At 64.0% G+C, this 15,249-nt stretch carries 14 protein-coding genes and 1 tRNA gene; 11 read left to right on the forward strand and 4 right to left on the reverse strand.

Annotated features, from left to right (window positions below; translation table 11 throughout):
* Positions 1-1,224 precede the first annotated feature (1,224 nt).
* Both EJ074_RS19540 and EJ074_RS19545 read right to left on the reverse strand, forming a co-directional pair.
* Entirely contained in the window at positions 1,225-2,547 is a 1,323-nt protein-coding gene (locus EJ074_RS19540; RefSeq protein ID WP_126057794.1) for an integrase, read from the reverse strand.
* A gap of 114 nt (positions 2,548-2,661) precedes the next feature.
* Positions 2,662-2,751: transfer RNA gene (locus EJ074_RS19545), tRNA-Ser, on the reverse strand.
* Positions 2,752-3,169: 418 nt separating this feature from the next.
* Here EJ074_RS19545 and EJ074_RS19550 point away from each other — a divergent pair.
* The 3 genes from EJ074_RS19550 (at position 3,170) to EJ074_RS19560 (ending at position 4,958) form a co-directional block, all read left to right on the forward strand.
* A complete protein-coding gene (locus EJ074_RS19550; RefSeq protein WP_095804956.1) occupies positions 3,170-3,859 on the forward strand; it encodes a 50S ribosomal protein L21 in 690 nt (229 codons plus the stop codon).
* 115 nt (positions 3,860-3,974) lie between these two features.
* Complete coding sequence (gene rpmA / locus EJ074_RS19555; protein ID WP_059189273.1) at positions 3,975-4,244, forward strand: 50S ribosomal protein L27; 270 nt, start codon at positions 3,975-3,977, stop codon at positions 4,242-4,244.
* Between the two features lie 126 nt (positions 4,245-4,370).
* Positions 4,371-4,958, forward strand: a complete 588-nt coding sequence (locus EJ074_RS19560) for a GNAT family protein (protein WP_165349975.1) — start codon at positions 4,371-4,373, stop codon at positions 4,956-4,958.
* 167 nt (positions 4,959-5,125) lie between these two features.
* Here the strand turns inward: EJ074_RS19560 and EJ074_RS19565 are convergent, their stop codons facing one another.
* Positions 5,126-5,989 (reverse strand): endonuclease/exonuclease/phosphatase family protein, encoded by an 864-nt coding sequence (locus EJ074_RS19565; RefSeq protein WP_095804754.1) that lies wholly within the window; start codon positions 5,987-5,989, stop codon positions 5,126-5,128.
* Positions 5,990-6,187: 198 nt separating this feature from the next.
* On the opposite strand from EJ074_RS19565, the gene obgE reads away from it, so the two are divergent.
* The 5 genes from obgE (at position 6,188) to EJ074_RS19590 (ending at position 11,724) form a co-directional block, all read left to right on the forward strand.
* On the forward strand, positions 6,188-7,216 hold the full coding sequence (obgE, locus tag EJ074_RS19570) for a GTPase ObgE (RefSeq protein WP_095804753.1): 1,029 nt from the start codon (positions 6,188-6,190) through the stop codon (positions 7,214-7,216).
* A 5-nt stretch (positions 7,217-7,221) separates the two neighbouring features.
* Entirely contained in the window at positions 7,222-8,361 is a 1,140-nt protein-coding gene (proB, locus tag EJ074_RS19575) for a glutamate 5-kinase (RefSeq protein ID WP_095804752.1), read from the forward strand.
* A gap of 17 nt (positions 8,362-8,378) precedes the next feature.
* Positions 8,379-9,665: a glutamate-5-semialdehyde dehydrogenase gene (locus tag EJ074_RS19580; protein WP_095804955.1), complete on the forward strand. Its 1,287-nt coding sequence runs from the start codon at positions 8,379-8,381 to the stop codon at positions 9,663-9,665.
* 74 nt (positions 9,666-9,739) lie between these two features.
* Positions 9,740-10,327: a nicotinate-nucleotide adenylyltransferase gene (locus tag EJ074_RS19585; protein ID WP_095804751.1), complete on the forward strand. Its 588-nt coding sequence runs from the start codon at positions 9,740-9,742 to the stop codon at positions 10,325-10,327.
* Between the two features lie 89 nt (positions 10,328-10,416).
* Positions 10,417-11,724 carry an MFS transporter gene (locus EJ074_RS19590; RefSeq protein WP_245420286.1) on the forward strand — a complete coding sequence of 436 codons (1,308 nt, stop codon included), beginning with the start codon at positions 10,417-10,419 and terminating at the stop codon, positions 11,722-11,724.
* A gap of 18 nt (positions 11,725-11,742) precedes the next feature.
* Here the strand turns inward: EJ074_RS19590 and EJ074_RS19595 are convergent, their stop codons facing one another.
* Positions 11,743-12,594: a mechanosensitive ion channel domain-containing protein gene (locus EJ074_RS19595; protein WP_095804750.1), complete on the reverse strand. Its 852-nt coding sequence runs from the start codon at positions 12,592-12,594 to the stop codon at positions 11,743-11,745.
* A gap of 243 nt (positions 12,595-12,837) precedes the next feature.
* On the opposite strand from EJ074_RS19595, the gene rsfS reads away from it, so the two are divergent.
* From rsfS to EJ074_RS19610, 3 genes are all read left to right on the forward strand, one after another.
* Positions 12,838-13,215, forward strand: a complete 378-nt coding sequence (rsfS, locus tag EJ074_RS19600) for a ribosome silencing factor (RefSeq protein ID WP_095804953.1) — start codon at positions 12,838-12,840, stop codon at positions 13,213-13,215.
* A gap of 61 nt (positions 13,216-13,276) precedes the next feature.
* Positions 13,277-13,759: a 23S rRNA (pseudouridine(1915)-N(3))-methyltransferase RlmH gene (gene rlmH, locus EJ074_RS19605; protein WP_095804749.1), complete on the forward strand. Its 483-nt coding sequence runs from the start codon at positions 13,277-13,279 to the stop codon at positions 13,757-13,759.
* Positions 13,760-13,916: 157 nt separating this feature from the next.
* Positions 13,917-15,248 carry a murein hydrolase activator EnvC gene (locus EJ074_RS19610; RefSeq protein ID WP_095804748.1) on the forward strand — a complete coding sequence of 444 codons (1,332 nt, stop codon included), beginning with the start codon at positions 13,917-13,919 and terminating at the stop codon, positions 15,246-15,248.
* The last annotated feature ends 1 nt before the right edge of the window (position 15,249 follow it).

The following is a 15,249-nucleotide window of genomic DNA, read 5'->3' on the forward strand; positions in this document are numbered from 1 at the left end:
CGGTTCCCGTAGGATTCGATTACGGGAAGCGTTCTTGGCTGCTTCTCGGCTCAGCGCTCATCTGGATGAACAACGTACCCGCGGTCAAGGTTTTCGCGACCTCAACCCAGTCACCATCCCGCAACAGCAGCGGTCGGGTCCTGATCAAGCGCTCAGCCTCAGCACAGGTGCTGGAGCAACGGTAGAGCGCGGAAAACGTGTATCGGAATGCGCTGGCTCACCATAGGAAGCTGCCACGGCATGTCGAATGTCCCCAGGGGGCGGGACCGTTCCCTTGCATTTGTCTCGATGACGGGCTCTCAAAGCTAAAGCCAAGAGAGCTTTATAAAAATCGCACCCGATCGGCTGCGCAACGACGACCAGCTGAGGCCCGATCGGGTGCTAAGGTCGTGCCAAAAAAGGCGCGTCACTGTCGCATTTCTAGCCGGCTTGCGATCGGACGTCATCTCTTGGCGATCGTTGCCCCTTCTCTCAAATGCGCTTAGCGGCGCCGACGGCGAATAGCGCAAGCTTTTCCACCCGTTTCTACTCCACTACCGAGACTCGTCACCAACCTCCTTTTATTCGCTTCCATATGGCCCATCCTGTCTCCAATCGAGGAGGAGCGCGAACATGGGCCAAGCCGTAGAACGTCTCAGTCTCGGGAATTCTTCTGCTCGCCAAACTGCCGTTGTCACCGGCACCATATTTGGCAGGGTGACAGTGAACGACAAGATATCAGGCGTTCTTGTCTGGGCTGAACTATGCTTGCAAGCCATAACCCAAAAATCGCCGATCCCTTTGAATTCGAGCCGGATGAATGGGTGTTTCAAAATTTTTGGCGGTTTTAGGCAGAACCCTCCGATGGCCCGCGTACCGGTCAAGCTTCGTGAGCACTTTAGGTTCGTCGATCAGGCATAGGTTTGTATCCCATGCCACATGCTGGCCGTTTGCCTAGTTCGGAAGCCCTCGAGAGGCGTTGCTCGTCTTGGTATGGCGTCGCCCCTTTTTCCGATCCATCGGCCACGGAGCTAGAATGCTGTCTAGCTGTTGCCGCCTACTTGGTCATCCGGCATGGAGATGCCTATATACCGACCTTCGAAAGGCTGGAATACGAGGTCGAACAAATGCGGCGGAAGCTCGGAAATCGCGAGCGAGCGCAGCGCGTGCTGGCCACGCTCAACCTAAATGGCTCGGACAGCTGGAGCCGTGAGGTTGGTTCTCAAGGCCTGGATGGCGCCGCAATCACATTCGCCCGGGCGGGGTAAAAGCGATTTTTTGAAGCCACTCGCGCTTTTGCGCTAACGAAGGTCCCGCGCCGTATTTGGGCCGGATCCATTTGTGGCCCATCAGAGAAGCAATTACCTTCTCCGGCGCCTCAACTGCCGTCAGCCGGTCCTCGAAAGTGTGTCGCAGGCTATAAAGACTATGCTCGGAAGTCGGCAGAAGTTCCTTGCTGGCGAGCACCTTGTTGACGAGCGCTGAAAGTGACGCGGCCTTGTCGCGATAACGAGGAAAGCCGTCCGGATGGAGCTTGATGGCTGCAAGTGCGCCGCCAACCAAGGGAATGTCACGGGCTGAATGACCGGTCTTCAAGCGACGGCCATTGGGGCGCACCCGCACATGCGGGATTTCTTGATCGAGGTGGATTGTTTCGGTGGTGAGGTTTGCCGCTTCAGAAAGCCTGAGTCCGGTATCGGCAATCACATAGATTAGATGGCGGGCTTCGTCATTGAGTCCGTCGAGCGCGCCTTCAGCGAGTATCTTCTCCTGAATGAACTCCGCTGTGAACGCAGCGCGTTGCCCGGGGACGGCGCCGGAAAGACGCAGGTTTCGAAAAACCGGCTCCAGCTTGAGCTGGTGAGTCAGATCGACGACGCGCAGCATTTTCGAAACATGGCCGATGTCCTTGTTGGCCGTACCGATATCAAGTCCATCCTCAACGATCCGCTTTTGCCACCACTCGCGGAACGCGATTGCGTCGTCCCGAGTGAGGCTTGCGATCTCCTTGTCGCCAATGACTCCAACCAGATTGGCAACTGCGCGCTTTTTGGGGTTACGCCATTTCTTGATTTGGTTAGGCGACATGGTCAGCAAGTTCTGTTGCTCGATCGTCTCGAATTCCTTGATAAGACCGCTCAGGCGGACCGCTGGCCGCTTCTCCCCACCCATGACGGCCGAGACGTCCTGCGCGTCCTCGATCGATTTTTTGTCGAGGAGCAGCTTGATACGGGCCATGAGTTCGTCGAGCGGCCCCGCTGCTAGTTCCTCGTTAGAGCGATAGGCCAATCCAAATGACCGCGCGCGCTTCCTCGCGGCTTCGAAACGCAGCCCCGCCTCGGCGGATTGGCCTTCCCGCAGTCTACGCCAATACGCCTCCAGCCCCGCGCCGAGGCTTTGCACTGCATCTCGCGCCCGTACACCGCGGGGATCGTCAGCCACGGCGACGCCCGTGGAAATGCGTACTAGGCAGCGGCGATCAAACGCCGCGAATTCCTTCGGCACCCTGCGGACGAGATACCAGATGCCTTCACGTTTATGCGGCTTTGGCGCTGCGGAACGTCGCATTATCTTTCTCTAATGTTACACAGTTTGTTACACAGTCTAAGATAAGTTTCGCTTCGCGCTGGTCAAGCGCAACAAGGAAGCTTTTGAAAGGAAACGATTATTATGGAAGCTAAATGGCGGAGAGGGAGGGATTCGAACCCCCGATACCCTTGCGAGTATGCCGCATTTCGAGTGCGGTGCATTCGACCACTCTGCCACCTCTCCGCGAGGTCATGGTCGGCCGTTGCCGGCGCGGCGCACTAGATAACGGCTGACTGCAGCAGTTACAAGGCCCTCTTGGCGGATTTCCAGCTTCTTCGAAAGTCGGCAGGGCACGCTGCTTCGGTCTTCGCCGCAAGCGAGGTTTCAGCGCGTCCTCGCCGTGTTGCCCCTTGAGGGTCGGCTGACCGTGGGGCGGTTGGCACAGGCTGCAAGCTACCACCAGCGCCGGACGCTGCGCCGGTGCTGGCTCCCGGAAAGGCTCATTGCCTTGACTTCCGCGCAACCATCGGTTAGGGACAGCCCGCAATCGGCGTGGAGGCTCTTCCGCGCCGCTTGTTTTTTGAACCCGCAGACTGACAAAAAGACGGCCGAACCGCTTGAGGCGGTTCATCGAGGCCGACCGAACAGCGAAAGGCAAAAAATGTTCGCAGTCATCAAAACGGGCGGCAAGCAGTATCGCGTCGCCGCCAACGATCTGCTCAAGATCGAGAAAGTCGAAGCCAAGGTCGGCGATATCGTCGAGATCGGCAATGTGCTCGCGCATGGCGAGGGCGAGAACGTCACCTTCGGCGCACCCTTCGTCGATGGCGCCATGGTCACGGCGGAAGTTGTCGAGCAGGGCAAGAACCGCACCGTCATCGCTTTCAAGAAGCGCCGCCGCCAGAATTCGCGCCGCAAGATCGGCCACCGCCAGCTGCTGACCACCGTGCGGATTTCCGAGATCCTGCTGGGTGGCGCCAAGCCGGCGAAGAAGGCTGCTGCGAAGGCCGAAGCCAAGGCTGAAGTCGCTGCCGAGGCGAAGGCCGAAGCCGCTCCGAAGGAAGCCAAGGCCAAGAAGACAGAGGCGGCTGCGAAGGACGACGCCACTGCCGAGACCGCTGCCGCGCCGCTGTTCAAGGCGCCGAAGGGCGAGCCGGACGACCTGACCGTGATCAAGGGCATCGGCCCCGTCGCTGCGAAGGACCTCAACGAGCAGGGCATCATCACCTTCGCGCAGCTCGCCAAGCTGACCGACAAGGATGTCGCCAAGATCGACGAGCACATGCCGTTCAGCACCGACCAGATCAAGGACTGGCGCGAGCAGGCCAAGGAACTGGCGAAGAAGAAGTAAGGCGCACGAATAAGTAAGACGGGCCGGCGGCTGCCGCCGGTACGGACTTGAAACGGAACGCGAACGCGTTCATAAGACAATTCAAGCGCCCCCAGGGCGCATCGGAGTTAGTTAGATGGCACACAAGAAAGCTGGCGGTTCGTCGCGCAACGGTCGCGACTCGCATTCCAAGCGGCTCGGCGTGAAGAAGTTCGGCGGCGAAGCCGTGGTTGCCGGCAACATCATCATTCGTCAGCGCGGCACGCAATGGCATCCGGGCACCAACGTAGGCATGGGCACGGACCACACCCTCTTTGCGCTCGAAGCCGGCGCAGTCGCCTTCAACAAAAAAGCCAACGGCCGAACCTACGTTTCGGTGAACCCGATTACCAAAGCAGCGGAGTAGCCGGTTCCGCACCATAACACCGGCGCCCATCTCGGGAACCGGTGTCTGGCCAGTCCAGGAAAAGGATCAGGAGAGATGGGCTTCCATCTCTCCTTTTTTCATTTTCTTTTTGCCTGGAGGACTAAAATGGTTGCCGAAGCGGAAGACAGCGAAGACGAAAGTTATGCGATCGATTGCCCGGTGCTCGCGACCGAGCGTCTGGTCATGCGCGCCCCGCGCGAGAGCGATCTCGGGCAACTGGTGGCGCTGGCCGACAACCGTCACGTCGCCGAGATGCTGGCCCGCATGCCGCATCCCTATGGCGAGGCCGAAGGCCGGGCCTTTCTCGCCATGGCCTCCTCTCAGCGCGCCGGCATCGTCTATGCGCTGACGCTCGCCGGCACCGGCACCTTCGTCGGCTGCGCGGGGCTCAACACCACCGATCGCGGGCTGGAGCTCGGCTACTGGATCGGCGAGCCTTACTGGAAGCGCGGCTATGCGACAGAGGCGGCGCACGCGCTGGTCGACCTCGCCTTCCAGAAGACCTCGATCCAGGTGCTGCACGTCTCGACCCGGGTCATCAATCCTGCCTCGCGGCGCGTCATCCACAAGTGCGGCTTCCAGTATGCCGGCCAGGGCATGCTGAACTCGATCGTCGCCGGCCAGGTGCCGGTCGAGCGCTACCGCCTGGACAAAAAGACGTGGAGCAGCCTGCGCAACTGGGTCCACTTCTGAGATGGGCCGATATTCAGGTGATGCCGGCCTGCGAGTGGCTACTTCCTCCGCTTCCGGTGCTCACGTGCCTCAAGCACGCTCCGCTCCGGTTCTCGGAAGCCGCCGCTCTCGGCGCGGCCTGACCTCAATCTCGACCCATCTGGGTGCGCTTGATCGTGCTGGGGGGCTCAGCCGAGCTCGACCCAGACCGGCAGGTGGTCGGAACCGACCGCTTTGCTGTCGGCCCACAGGCGCTGCAGCGATTTGGCCAGCGAAGCGCTGGTGAAGACGTAATCGATGCATTTGTGACGGCTGGCGTCGTCGGGTCGGTCGGGATCGACACAGGTGACGAGATCAGAAGCGCCGAGGCGCTGGGCGGCGTCGACCGCCAGATCGGCGGTCAGCGGCATGCCGAACTGATGGTCCGGACGGCCGGCGAGTTCGACATATTCGGGCGAGCCCGGCAGCATGTTGAAGTCGCCCATGACGATGAAGGCTTCCGGATAGGGCAAATCCGGCAGGCCGATCTCGGGAATGCCGGACAGGCCGCCGCCTTCCAGCGCGTAGTTCAGCAGGCGCTGGCGCAGGAACCGGATCTGGGCCTGGCGTTCGACCGGACTGCGGTGGTCGAGATGGGTGGAGTAGAAGCGCACGAAGCCGAGCGGCGTCTCGATGAGCGCCTCGAGCGCGCCGCGCTGGAAGTTCATCGCCTCGAGGCTGCGGCTGCGCGGCAAAAGGAGATTGCGCGACAGATGAATGGGCGACTTCGACAGCACCATGTTGCCGAGCTGGAAAGTCCGGGTGACGGCGCGGCCGGCCTCCAGGCGCGAGCCGACATTGACCTCGAAATTGCAGCCATAGGCGGCGAAATAGTCGGGCAGCGCCTCGCCGATCTCGGCCACCATGTCGCGGTCGCCGTTGCGCGGGTTGTTGCGGGTGACCTCCTGCAGCGCGATCACGTCGGCGCCGCGCACCGCTTCCGCGATGCGGCCGACGTCGTAGCGATCGTCGAGACCGATGCCATACTGGATGTTGTAGGTGACGAGCTTCATTCCGGTGCTCCAACGCCGACGCGGAACCGCGAACAGCACAACGGACCGTCGCGCGCGATCGCTCGCGGCCTGACAGTGCTACCGCTTCTGCGGCGCGCGCAAAAGCGTGTGCCAGCGCTTTCGTCACAAAACAGCCTCGCCCTAAGCTTCGCCTTGGTTTAAGCAGTCGCGCAAGACCATCACAGAAACCTGTAATCCATGAAATTCCTCGACCAAGCCAAGGTTTATATCCGCTCCGGCGACGGCGGCGCCGGTTCGGTTTCGTTCCGCCGCGAGAAGTTCATCGAGTTCGGCGGCCCGGACGGCGGCGACGGCGGCCGCGGCGGCGATGTCTGGGCGGAAGCGGTCGACGGGCTGAACACGCTGATCGACTATCGCTACCAGCAGCATTTCAAGGCCAAGACCGGCATGCACGGCATGGGCCGCAACATGACCGGCGGCAAGGGCGCCGACGTGACGCTGAAAGTGCCGGCCGGCACGCAGATATTCGCCGAGGACAACGAGACGCTGATCTGCGACCTGACCGAGGTCGGCCAGCGCTTCCTGCTCGCCAAGGGCGGCAATGGCGGCTTCGGCAACCAGCATTTCAAGACCTCGACCAACCAGGCGCCGCGCCGCGCCAATCCCGGCCAGCCGGGCGAGGAGCTGAGCATCTGGCTGCGGCTGAAGCTGATCGCGGATGCCGGCCTTGTCGGCCTGCCCAATGCCGGCAAGTCGACCTTCCTCGCCGCCGTCACGGCCGCCAAGCCGAAGATCGCCGACTATCCGTTCACCACGCTCCATCCCGGCCTCGGCGTCGCCCGCATAGACGGCCGCGAATTCGTGCTGGCCGACATTCCCGGACTGATCGAGGGCGCGCATGAGGGCGTCGGCATCGGCGACCGTTTCCTCGGCCATGTCGAGCGCACGCGCGTGCTGCTCCATCTCGTCTCGGCGCTGGAGGAGAATCCGGGCAAGGCCTACAAAACCGTGCGCGCCGAGCTCGAAGCGTATGGCCAGGGGCTCACCGACAAGGTCGAGATTGTCGCGCTGAGCCAGATCGACGTCCTCGACGCCGATGCCCGCAAGAAGAAGGCGGCATCGCTGAAGCGCGCGGCCGGGCGTGCGCCGATGCTGTTGTCGGCGGTCACCGGCGAAGGTGTCGAGGCTGTTCAGCGCGCGCTGATGGCGGTCGTCACTGAGGCGCGCGACGCTGTTCCCGCCCCTGTCGACACGCGCTGGCGGTAAGCCTCATGAAATCGCTGAAATCATACCGGCGCATTACCGTGAAGATCGGCTCGGCGCTGCTCGTCGACCGCTCGACGGGCTTGAAGCGCGACTGGCTGAACTCGCTCGCAGCCGACATTGCGGCGCTCGCCAATGCCGGCGCCGAGGTGCTCGTCGTTTCTTCCGGCGCGATCGCGCTCGGCCGCACCATCCTCGGCCTCGGCAAGCGCGCGCTGAAGCTCGAGGAAAGCCAGGCTGCCGCCGCGGTGGGCCAGATCGCGCTCGCCGGCGCCTGGTCGGACGCGCTCGGCAAGGACGGGCTGAAGTCGGGCCAGATTCTGTTGACCCTGGGCGACACCGAGGAGCGCCGTCGCTACCTCAACGCGCGCGCGACGATCTCGACGCTGATCAAGATGAAGGCGGTGCCGGTCATCAACGAGAACGACACGGTGGCGACCTCGGAAATCCGCTATGGCGACAACGACCGGCTGGCCGCACGGGTGGCGACCATGATGGGCGCCGACCTGCTGGTGCTGCTTTCCGACATCGATGGGCTCTACACGGCGCCGCCGGCGAAAGATCCGACGGCGAAGTTCATCCCGGTGGTCGACCGCATCACCCCCGACATCGAGGCGATGGCGGGCGCCGCGGCCTCGGAGCTGTCGCGCGGCGGCATGCGGACAAAGCTCGATGCCGGCAAGATCGCCAACGCCGCCGGCACCGCCATGATCATCACTTCAGGCACAAGGCTGTCGCCGCTGATGGCGATCGAGCGCGGCGAACGCGCCACCTTCTTCAGACCGAGCGCCAATCCGGTGAAGGGCTACAAGACCTGGATCGCTGGGCAGCTGGAGCCGGCGGGCCGGCTCACCGTCGATGCCGGCGCCGTCGGCGCGCTGAAGTCGGGCAAGTCGCTGCTGCCGGCCGGCGTCAGGCTGGTCAGCGGCAACTTCTCGCGCGGCGACACGGTGGCGATCCTGTCGCCCGAGGGGCGCGAGATCGCGCGCGGGCTGGTTGCCTACGACGCCGCCGATGCCGTAAGGATCGCAGGCCTGAAGACCGCCGAGATCGAAACCGTGCTCGGCTATGAGGCGCGTTCGGCGATGATCCACCGCGACGACCTTGTGGTGAGCATTGCCGGCGACCACGTATTGGCCGACGAGTAGCCCAGTGGAGGATGACCATGCTCAAGCTGCATGAAAAATCCGGGGAAGACACGGTGGCGATGATGACCGATATCGGCCGTCGCGCCCGCGCTGCCGCCCGACCGCTGGCCGTCGCATCGACAGAAGCCAAGAACAGCGCCCTATCCGCGATGGCCGACGCCATCCTGCGCAACGAGCAGGCGATCCTTAAGGCCAATGCCATCGACATGGCGAACGGCGAAGAGGCCGGATTCTCCGCCTCGCTCATGGACCGGCTGAAGCTTAATCCGGCGCGCATCAAGGCCATGGCCGACGGCATCCGCGAGATCGCCGCGCTCAAGGACCCGGTCGGCGACGTGATTGCCGAATGGGACCGGCCGAACGGCCTCCATATCGAACGCGTGCGCACGCCGCTCGGCGTCGTCGGGGTGATCTATGAGAGTCGCCCGAACGTTACGGCGGACGCCGGCGCGCTCTGCCTTAAAGCTGGCAATCCGGTGATCCTGCGCGGCGGCTCGGATTCGCTCAATTCCTCCTCCGCTATCCATGCCTGCATGGCCGAGGGGCTGAAGGCCGCCGGCCTACCGGAAGACGCTATCCAGCTGGTGCCGACCACGGACCGCGCCGCCGTCGGCGAGATGTTGAAGGGTCTGGGCGGCAATCTGGACGTCATCATCCCGCGCGGTGGCAAAAGCCTTGTCGGGCGCGTGCAGACCGAAGCCCGGGTGCCGGTCTTTGCGCATCTCGAAGGCATCTGCCACCTCTATGTCGACCGGTCCGCGAAGCTCGACATGGCGGTGGCGATCGCCGTCAACGCCAAGATGCGGCGCACCGGCATCTGCGGGGCCGCCGAGACGCTGCTGGTCGACCAAGCCGTCGCCTCGACGCATCTGGTGCCGATCCTGGAGGCGCTGCACGCCGCCGGCTGCGAGATCCATGCCGACGCCGAGGTGCTGCTGGCCTATTCCGATGCCAGCCCGGCGACCGATGCGGACTGGGTGACGGAGTATCTCGACGCCGTCATCGCGGTGAAGCTGGTCGACGGCGTCGCCGGCGCGATCGAGCATATCGAGACCTTCTCCTCGCACCACACCGAGGCGATCGTGGCCGAGGACGCGAAGGCGGTCGAAAGATTCTTCAATGAGATCGACTCGGCCATCCTTTTGCACAACGCCTCGACGCAGTTCGCCGATGGCGGCGAGTTCGGCATGGGCGCCGAGATCGGCATCGCCACCGGCAAGATGCATGCGCGGGGTCCGGTCGGCGTCGAGCAGCTGACTTCGTTCAAATACCGCGTGCGCGGGTCGGGACAGGTGCGGCCTTGAAGCTGGTTGGCCAAAGGGCCTGAGGCACCATGCTTTCCCAGCCCGAGCCACCTGTTCCGGCACCCTATCTCCACATGCCGCATGCCGGCAGAGGACTGGCCGTCGGCCTGTTCGGCGGCTCGTTCAATCCGCCGCATGCCGGTCATGCGCTGGTCGCCGAGATCGCGCTGCGCAGGCTAGCGCTCGATCAGCTGTGGTGGATCGTGACGCCCGGCAACCCGCTGAAAAGCGCACGCGAACTCGCGCCGCTCGCCGAGCGGATCGCGTTGTCCGAGAAAATTGCCCGCAACCCTAAGATCAAGGTCACTGCCTTCGAGGCGGCGCAGCATGTCCGCTACACAGCCGACACGCTGGCGCTGGTCAAGGCGCGCAATCCGGGCGTCGACTTCGTCTGGATCATGGGCGCGGATTCGCTGCGCGACTTCCATCGCTGGCAGCGCTGGCGCGAGATCGTGCTCACCTTCCCGATCGCGGTCATCGACCGTCCGGGCGCCACGCTCTCCTTCCTGTCGTCGGTCGTCGCCAAGACCTTCGACTATGCCCGCGTCGACGAGGGCGACGCGCCGCGGCTCGCCCGCACGCAGGCGCCGGCCTGGACCTTCATCCACGGCCCGCGCTCGTCACTGTCTTCTACCGCGCTGCGCAAGGCGGCGAAGGGCTGAGCGCGGGCGCCCCCTTCTCCCACACAAGGGGAGAAGGGGAAAAGCCGGCCATGTCGCTTTTACGGCGGTCTTTCGTCCCTGGGTAAGCGATGCTGCGCAACATCATGCCGGCGAAGAAGCGCACCACGATCGACAATAACCAGGGCAGCAAGCCGGCGCCGCTGATCGCCATCGCCAGCGTCATCGTGTCGATGGCGCTGATTGCGATCGGCAACGGGCTGATGTTCGCTTACATACCGGTGCGGCTCGGTGCCGGGGGTTTCGACCCGACCTGGGCCGGGCTCATCGTCACCGGTCTTTCGGCCGGCGGCCTCGCCGGCTGCATCCTGACCGGACCTCTCGTCAGGAGGGTTGGCCACGCCCGCGCGTTCATGGTGCTCTCGGCACTGATCGCGCTCTCCAATGCGGCGATCGGCGCCGGTCCGATCCCGCTCGTCTGGATCGCGGCCCGGGCGCTTTACGGCTTTGCCATTTGCGGCCTGTTCATCGTCGCGCAAAGCTGGCTCAACGATGCCTTGCCGAATGCCATACGCGGCCGCGTGATGGCGGTGTTCTATGTCGCCTACATTGGCGGACTGGGCCTCGGCTATGGCACGCTCGCGGCAATCGACATCCAAACCGCCGCCGCGCCGCTGATCGGCATCGCGTTCACCGCCTTGTCCATCCTGCCGGTTGGTATGACGCGGCTTGCGCAGCCGCCGGCGCCGCAGGCGGCTTCGGTGGCGCTCGGCAAGGCCTGGCGGATCTCGCCGGTCGGCGTCGCCGGCATGCTGGCGGTTGGCGGGCTGTCGATGATCATTTCCGGTTTCGCACCGATCCACGCCACCGCCAAGGGCTACAGCCAGGCGGATGTCGCGCTGCTCCTCTCGGCCATGCCGGTCGGCACCCTGATCCTGCAGATCCCGCTCGGCTGGCTCTCCGACCGCACCGACCGGCGCTACGTGCTGGCGGGCACCGCGGCGCTGGCGGTCGTCGCCAGCCTGCTGGCGATCGGCTTCGACGGCGGCGCGCTGATGGCCCTGGTGGTGATCTACCTCGTCTGGGACGGTGCGGCGGAGTCGATCTATTCGCTGTCCAGCGCGCACGCTGCCGACCGCGCAAGCAAGGACGAACTGCTTGCCCTGTCGAGTTCGCTTTTGTTTGCCTGGTCGCTGTCCGGCTTCATCGTGCCGGGCATCGTGACGGCGCTTTCGGCTGTCTTCGGCACCGCGACCTTCATCTATGTGGGCATTGTCATCGCTTCAATGTTCTGCGTGTTCGTGCTGTGGCGCGTGATGGCGGCGCGGCGGGCCTCCGCCCCGGCGACTGGCGGCTTCGCGCCGATGTGCGCGCAGACGCCGTTGCCGGTGGAACTCGCCTTCGCGCCGGACGATTCGACAGATCGGCCCGAGCGCTGAATCGTCAAAGGGATTGGTTTATTGCTTGCGCGCCTCCGGCAGCGGCACCTCGGGCGGCGGCAGCGGGATGGAGATGCCTTCATTGTCGAAGGCCTGCTTGGCGCGCTTGGTCATGCCGATCTGGGTGGCGAAGTAATCGGCTGCCGATGTCCAGTAGCGCAAGGTCAGCGTGACCGTGGTTTCGCCCAGGCTCGCCACGAAGGCGATCGGCGCCGGTTCGCGCCGGATGCGCTTCTCGGCATTGGCGATGGCAAGCAGCGTCTTCTGCCCGCGGTCGATGTCGTTCCAGGAACCGATGCTGAGCGTGACGTCGCAGCGGCGCACGCCGTTGCGGGTGAAGTTGCGCACCGGCTGGTTCCACAGCGTCGAGTTGGGCGCCAGGATGTACACGCCTTCCGCAGTGCGGAGCGTGGTGGCGAACAGGCCGATTTCCTCGATCGTGCCGGCGATCGAGCCGACCTCCACATATTCGCCAATGCGGAACGGCCTCAGCGCCAGCAGCATGATGCCGGCTGCGATGTTCTGCAGCGTGCCCTGCAGCGCCAGCCCGATGGCCAGGCCGGCGGCACCGATGGTGGCGATGATCGAAGCGGTCTGCACGCCGAACTGGCCGAGCACCATGATCACCACCAGGATCAGGATGCCGTAGCGCACCACCTGCGAGAAGAAATGGCGAAGGGTCTCGTCGAAGCCATGAATGTGGCCGAGCCCGGCATAGATCGACCGCTCGGCAAGACCGGCGACGATGTAGCCGACGATCAGGAGAATGACGGCGCCGATGGCTGAGAAGGAATAGGAAACGATCAATGTGCTGAGCTGCGCGAGCCCAGCCTGCACGGTGAGGAAAGCACTTTGGGGATCGATGGGCATGGCGGGAATCCGGTTGGTGGGCGGGCCGTTAACCCCTGCGGCGCGCAAAGGGTTCCGACATTTTCCGACTGTCGTGGAACCGCCAAGCTGGCGGCGCGTTGGCCTCGGCGAGCGCCGGCGTCTTGAAACTGCAACGGAACTCTGCCTATCTAAGTGGTGTCACCTGATTTGATGGGTGATTTGGTTGTTCTTGTTGGGAAAGGAAACACACTGAGAACAGCACTGCGGAAGAAGGCCGATATCGTGCCTTCGCCGGCCGGGATCAGCGAGAACGATGCTGCGTCCCTCGCCATCAAGACAGTCCTTGCCAGTCTGGAAGACTCCAAGGCCGAAAACATCGTCTCAATCGACATCCAGGGAAAATCGAGCTTGGGCGACTATATGGTCGTCGCCTCGGGTCGATCGCACCGTCATGTCTCGGCTGTCGCCGATCATCTCCTCAAGGCGCTCAAGGATGCCGGTCTCGGCATGGCGCGCGTCGAGGGGCTGGCCAGCGCAGACTGGGTCCTGATCGATTCGGGCGACATCATCGTCCATGTCTTCCGCCCCGAAGTCCGCGAATTCTACAATCTCGAAAAGATGTGGCAGGCGCCGGATCTCGAGGAAGAGACCTTGCACTGAGCCTTGATCGGCATGCCGTGAATTTTCGGCGGCATGCATCGAGAATCTCGCGGGGGCGAGGATGAAGATCACCGTTCATGCCGTGGGCCGAATGAAAACCGGCCCCGAGAGAGAACTCGCCGACCGCTATTTCGAGCGTTTCGCCAAGGCTGGGCCAGCGGTCGGGCTGGAATTTGGCGGCATAGCCGAGACTCCCGAGAGCCGTGGACAGAGTGCCGACGAGCGCCGCCGGGAAGAAGGCCAGAGATTGCAGAGCCAGTTGGCGACGGGAGCCGTGCTGTTCCTGCTCGACGAGCGCGGCAAGGCGCTGTCCTCGGAGAACCTCGCCACCCGCATCGGCCAGTTGCGCGACGGTGGCCGCAAGGCGCTGGTCATCGCCATCGGCGGCGCCGACGGCCATGACAAATCCCTGCGCGATCAGGCCGATCTCGTTCTTTCGTTCGGGGCGCTGACCTGGCCGCACCAGCTGGTGCGGGTCATGCTGGGCGAGCAGCTTTACCGCGTCGCGACCATTCTCGCCGGCCATCCCTACCACCGATCCTGAAAACCATCGATCGAAAGCTGGGGATGAGGCCCGTTTGCCCGGATTTCCGCCCCAATGGCAGGCCACATCAGCCCAATGCCACATCATCCCAATGGCTGGTGTTCGTCCAACATGGTTGATGGTTCGTTAACGAAGCGGCGGATAGAGTCGAAGCCTGATGTCTGAAGGCTGGAATTCGAGGAAGCGCGCCTGGCGCGGCCGCTGCGGCTTGGCCGTAGCCGCCGTGCTGTTGGCTTTGGGCCATGCGCGAGCGGAGAACACGCTGGATGGCGCGCCGGATCCGGACCGGAGCCGCGCCGAATACGAGCAGGTCTCGAAGGAAATCACGCTGTCCGCGGAGAAGCTGGCCAAGCTGGCGGCCGATATCGCCGCGGTCAAGAAGGACCACGCATCGATCAGCGCGGCGCTTATCCAATCGGCGATGACCGAGCAGAAGCTCAGCCAGGACATCGAGGACATCGGCGCCAAGCTCGAGGGTTTGAAGACGGAGCAAGAGAAGCTGCGCGCCTCGCTGGCGGCGCGCCGTGACGTGCTGGCGGAAGTGCTCGGCGCGTTGCAGCGCATGGGGCTCAACCCGCCGCCGGCGATCCTTGTCAAGCCGGAGGACGCGCTGTCGTCGGTGCGCAGCGCCATCCTGCTCGGGGCGGTGGTGCCGGAACTGCGCCAGCAGACCGACAGGCTGGTTGCCGATCTCAAGGAACAGACCCGGGTGACGGCGTCGATCGAGGCCGAACGGGGCCGCCTCAGCGCGGCTGTGACCGAGCAGGCAGCGGAGAAGAAGCGCCTAACCATGCTGCTGGAGGCCAAGCGGAGGCTGCAGACCGACACCGAAACGGCGCTGGCCGCCGAACGGCAGCATTCGCAGGAGCTGGCGGCCAAGGCCAGCAGCCTGAAAGACCTCATCGCCTCGCTCGAGGCCGACAAGGCGCGCAAGGCCGCCGACCAGGCCAAGGCGGCCGAGCAGAAATCGGCCGACGGCGACCAGACGGCATCGACGACGGAGCTTGCCGCGCTGCCTGTCCCCGAGGCCAACCGTCTGGCCTCGTCGGCGCCGTTCTCGGCGCTGCTGGGACAGGTGGCGCCGCCGGTCACCGGCAAGATCAAGCGCCGTTTCGGCAGCGACGACGGCAACGGCGCCCCGATGCAGGGGGACATGGTTGCGACACAATCGGGCGCCATCGTAACCGCTCCGGCGGACGGAAATGTGCTTTATGCCGGCCCGTTTCGCTCCTATGGTCAACTCTTGATCCTCGATGCCGGCGACGGATATCATGTCGTCCTGGCTGGGATGAGCAGAATCAGCGTCACGACCGGACAGTCGGTGCTCGCAGGAGAGCCGGTCGGCGCGATGGGAGAGGCCCGAGTGGCAAGCACTTCGGCCTCGCAGAATGGAAATGCGGTGCCGGAACTCTATGTTGAGTTCCGCAAGGATGGAAAACCCGTCGATCCGAATCCCTGGTGGGCGGACCGATTTTCTGGAAGGACGTGAA

The sequence above is a fragment of the Mesorhizobium sp. M3A.F.Ca.ET.080.04.2.1 genome (genome assembly GCF_003952525.1).
GTDB lineage: Bacteria > Pseudomonadota > Alphaproteobacteria > Rhizobiales > Rhizobiaceae > Mesorhizobium.